This is a genomic window from Neobacillus drentensis, from assembly GCF_036966985.1.
Lineage (GTDB): Bacteria > Bacillota > Bacilli > Bacillales > Cytobacillaceae > Neobacillus > Neobacillus drentensis_E.
Window position 1 is genome coordinate 1 of the sequence record NZ_JBALSN010000342.1, and the last position, 3,956, is coordinate 3,956.

Sequence of the window (3,956 nt, forward strand, 5' to 3'; positions counted from 1 at the left end):
TGAAATCGGTGACAGCGAAGTCATTTATGAATGGAATGATGACGCTTTAACCCGAATGAAATATGAATCGGCATCCGATGAAGTTTGTACTGAGTTCCCGCCCTACCGTGTCATGCAGCGTGAAGAGCTAGCTGAAAAGAATGGTGCCTTTATCTTGATCGATTCAAGAAACCCCGATTTATTAAATGGAATTGACCCAGAGCGAATCGCGAATTTTAATAAAGCATCAGGTAAAGCCCTTACCAAGTTTCGAACCTATATGTTGAGTGATAAAATTGCCTGGACGATTGTCGCCTATCCTAATCAGGCATGGGCCGATAAAGTGTTCCCGAATATTGATAAAACGGAACGAATCAATGCGCTTTGGGATGCTATCTTTTCTGCAACGAGAATCGACCATGAGGATACAATTGGTGCATGGAAAGAACATATAGCAGCTCTAGATAGTAAAGCTAATTATTTAAATGGGCGAAAATACAAATCACTACATTACCGTGCCCCAGGCACTGATTTAACCGTGGAACTGCCAGAAAAACATAAATGGATGAGTGCCGGAAATCATAATGAAAAAGGGACACTCTTCATAGCGAACATGCCTACAGAAGAAGTGTTCACTTCTCCAAATAAATACGGGGTAAACGGCATCGTTACCAGTACAAAACCGTTAAGTTACTCAGGAAACCTTATCGAAAACTTTACCTTAACATTTAAAGAAGGTAAAATCGTAGATTTCACCTGTGAAAACGGGTATGACACACTTAAACAATTGATTGAAACAGATGATGGCAGCAGGTATCTTGGGGAAATAGCTCTCGTTCCGCATCAGTCGCCTATTTCAGAATCAAACACCATTTTTTATAACACGCTTTTCGACGAAAATGCGTCAAATCACTTAGCAATTGGCGAAGGATTTCCGTTTTGTTTAGACGAAGGAAAAACGATGTCTAAAGAAGAACTTGCGAAAGTCGGTTTGAATGAAAGTATGACGCACGTAGATTTTATGATTGGCTCTCGTGATATGGATATTGACGGTATGCTTCCAGACGGAAGGATCGAACCCATTTTCCGAAATGGGAACTGGGCATTTTAATTACATCGAAATAGGTGCCTGACCCCTGATGCGTTAAAGCTTTAACACGCTGGGTGTCAGGCACCACTTTTTTTGCCATAATAGAGAAAAAAATAAATTTTTTACCAATAAAAAACAAAAGTCGGCCGTCTACTATATGAAAGGAGGCCAAAGATGAATCAAACAAGTTTGCATCAATTAAAGACCCCGGTGGATCCCCGGGATGAATTTAAACAATTATATATTGATCATAAAAAGCATGTGTACGCGATGGCGTTATCGATTTTAAGAGATTTTGAGTTGGCCGAGGATGTACTGCAAGAAGTGTATATCAAACTTTACCAGCATTCAAATTATAATCAAGTGACCAATGTCAGAGCATGGCTGATTAGGGTAACGCGCAACACGGCCCTCGACCTTTACCGGAAAAAAAAGCGCGAATTGACCGGGTTTGATGACCAATATTTTGAACGTCTGGAGTACATATCTGAAGACCCTGTCGACAAAATCGTGTTATCCAAATACCTTGCACTCCTGGATAGTGGAGAGCGGCAGATCGTCATCATGAAGGATATCTCGGGGCTAAAGCATAAAGAAATCGCCAAAATTATGGAGATGCCTTTGGGAACCGTTCTCTGGAAATATCGAATGGCCTTGAAAAAACTAAAAAAAGGTCTGGAGTAAGGAGGGGATTTTTGGATGGAAAATGGAAAAATTATAAAGCATTTAGACCATGCTTTGGAAAAGCAGGTCCCGGATGGATGGGAAGAGTTGAATAAAAAAATCGACCAGTTAGGAGACAATCCTATGACCATAAGAGAGGAAAAATCTTTTTCAAGAAGGATATTACTTACAGCTGCAGCCTGTTTGATCGCGGCATCTTCCCTGACTTTTTCACCAGTAAGAGCGGCGATCCAAAACGTCTACGATAAAATTTTCTCTAGCGAGCATATCGATGATAGTGGATTAAAATCCGCCCTTACAAATGGAATGGGCCAAGAAATCAACAAAACCTACTATGATAAAGATAACGATATTACCGTTCATTTTAATAGTATCCTGATGGATGACAAGGAAGCCAAGCTTTTGGTTACCTATGAAAGCAAGAAAACTAATTTGAAAAACTATTACCTTGATATGTTTGAAGGCTTTACTTCCATGAACTTAGTGGTAGGCAATGAGGTAAAGAAATTGAAAAATATCGGTTGGGGCAGTCGTTATTATGATAAGAAGGCGAACAAAGTGGCAGAAGCGCTCTCTTTCGAATCCATCAGCACGTTCCAAGGGGATGAAGTCCATTTAAAATTGAAAGACTTGACCATTCATGGAAACAATGGAGCAAGCCGTGTAGAAACCGTTTGGCCACTTGATTTCAAGCTCTCGAAAGAAGCGGTTGGTGGGCGCGAAACCTTTGATGTGAGTAAAGAATTTACATTTAAAAATGAAACATATCAAGTAAAGCGTGTGGAATTTTCGCCACTTGAAACAAGGGTGGTCGTCACTGGCACAGACATTAAACCACATTTCGAAAACGGTGTCGCCTACGATGTGTTCAGCAAACTCCAGCTGCAACTCTTAAATGCCAGAAAAATTGATAAAGAAAAAGGGTATACGGTCGATTACAACAAGTCGGGTGTATTCTTGAGTTCGGCCGGCAAAATGGCCGACCCAATCTTCAGCAAGGCGGAAGCAGACGGACCGCGTGATCAATACGTCCTTTACTTCGCCCCAGTCAAAGACCGCCAAAACTGCGTCCTTCAAGTGGGCGATTTAAAAATTAACTTAAGATAAAATGGGAAGCTGTCTCAAAGTTTTTGGGGCAGCTTATTTTGATAATTACCCGTTTTACCGAACTTTACTATTTCCGTTGCTACTTCCCTAGTTAAACATTTACCCCAATGCATATCTATTTCTATGTCAGTAAAAAATACGGAAGAGGTGAAAACAAATGGAAATTGATAATTTAAAACTGACATCTTCCGAAATAGGAACACTATGGGGGGAGTATGTAAACGGAACTATGGCCGAGATAGTAAATAAGTATATGATTTCTATTTTGGAAGACGAATCGATAAAAAAAGTTTTTGAAATTGCTATTGAGACATGGGAAAAGCAAAAGAAGCAGCTTGTTTTCTTCATTGAGAAAGAAGGATTTCCAATTCCTGTTGGATTTACTGAGTCAGACCTTAATAAAAGTGCAGGGAGATTGTTTTCTGACACATTCTGCTTAAATTATTTACATATTATGACTATACATGGGATGTTGGGTCATACAACTGCTTTATGTGTTTCTGTCAGAAAGGACATACGGGAATTTTACAATTCATGTGTAAATGATGCAAAAAGTATGTACGATTTAACCATTGAGTTATTGCTTAAAAAAGGAAAATTCCAAAGAGACCCCTATTTTTATCCTAACGAGGACCCTGAATTTATTTCTACCAATGATTTTATTGACGGATTCTTCGGAAAAGGGAGACTTTTATCTGCTACAGAAATAATCAGTATTTCTCTTAACACTAAAAAGAGCATTATGGCAAAAACTCTTTCAATTGGATTCAGTCAAGTCACTGAATCGAAAGAAATAAGAAAGTTCTTTGAGGAATTAGAAGAAAAGGCGGATGAAAACATACAAGCCCTTTCAAAAATTTTGCACAAGGATAATTTGCCAGTTCCCATGTCGTGGGAATCAGAGGTTACGACCTCAAAAGATTCACCTTTTTCTGATAAATTAATGTTGTATCATATGGGTTTTTTGGCTCAAACTGCACAAGTATATTACGGGACAGGTCTAGCAGGAGCCATGCGAACAGATCTAGCTGTCGTTTATGAAAAAACAATTCTAAAAACATTAGCAATAACAAAAAACTGGTTTGATATTATGGTG

The 3,956-nt window shown here is 39.1% G+C and carries 4 protein-coding genes; all 4 read left to right on the forward strand.

Annotated features, from left to right (window positions below; genetic code table 11):
• Positions 1 to 1,090: aminopeptidase (locus V7659_RS21170; RefSeq protein WP_335542051.1), on the forward strand; the 1,090-nt coding region annotated here is incomplete at its 5' end.
• A gap of 153 nt (positions 1,091 to 1,243) precedes the next feature.
• A complete protein-coding gene (locus tag V7659_RS21175) occupies positions 1,244 to 1,753 on the forward strand; it encodes an RNA polymerase sigma factor (RefSeq protein ID WP_335542052.1) in 510 nt (169 codons plus the stop codon).
• Positions 1,754 to 1,768: 15 nt separating this feature from the next.
• Entirely contained in the window at positions 1,769 to 2,860 is a 1,092-nt protein-coding gene (locus V7659_RS21180) for a DUF4179 domain-containing protein (RefSeq protein ID WP_335542053.1), read from the forward strand.
• 157 nt (positions 2,861 to 3,017) lie between these two features.
• Positions 3,018 to 3,956: DUF3231 family protein (locus V7659_RS21185; protein ID WP_335542055.1), on the forward strand; the 939-nt coding region annotated here is incomplete at its 3' end.

Excerpts from the sequence above, each read along its gene's own strand:
- V7659_RS21175 (WP_335542052.1), top strand. The coding sequence starts at position 1,244 with ATGAATCAAACAAGTTTGCATCAATTAAAGACCCCGGTGGATCCCCGG.
- V7659_RS21180 (WP_335542053.1), top strand. The coding sequence starts at position 1,769 with ATGGAAAATGGAAAAATTATAAAGCATTTAGACCATGCTTTGGAAAAG.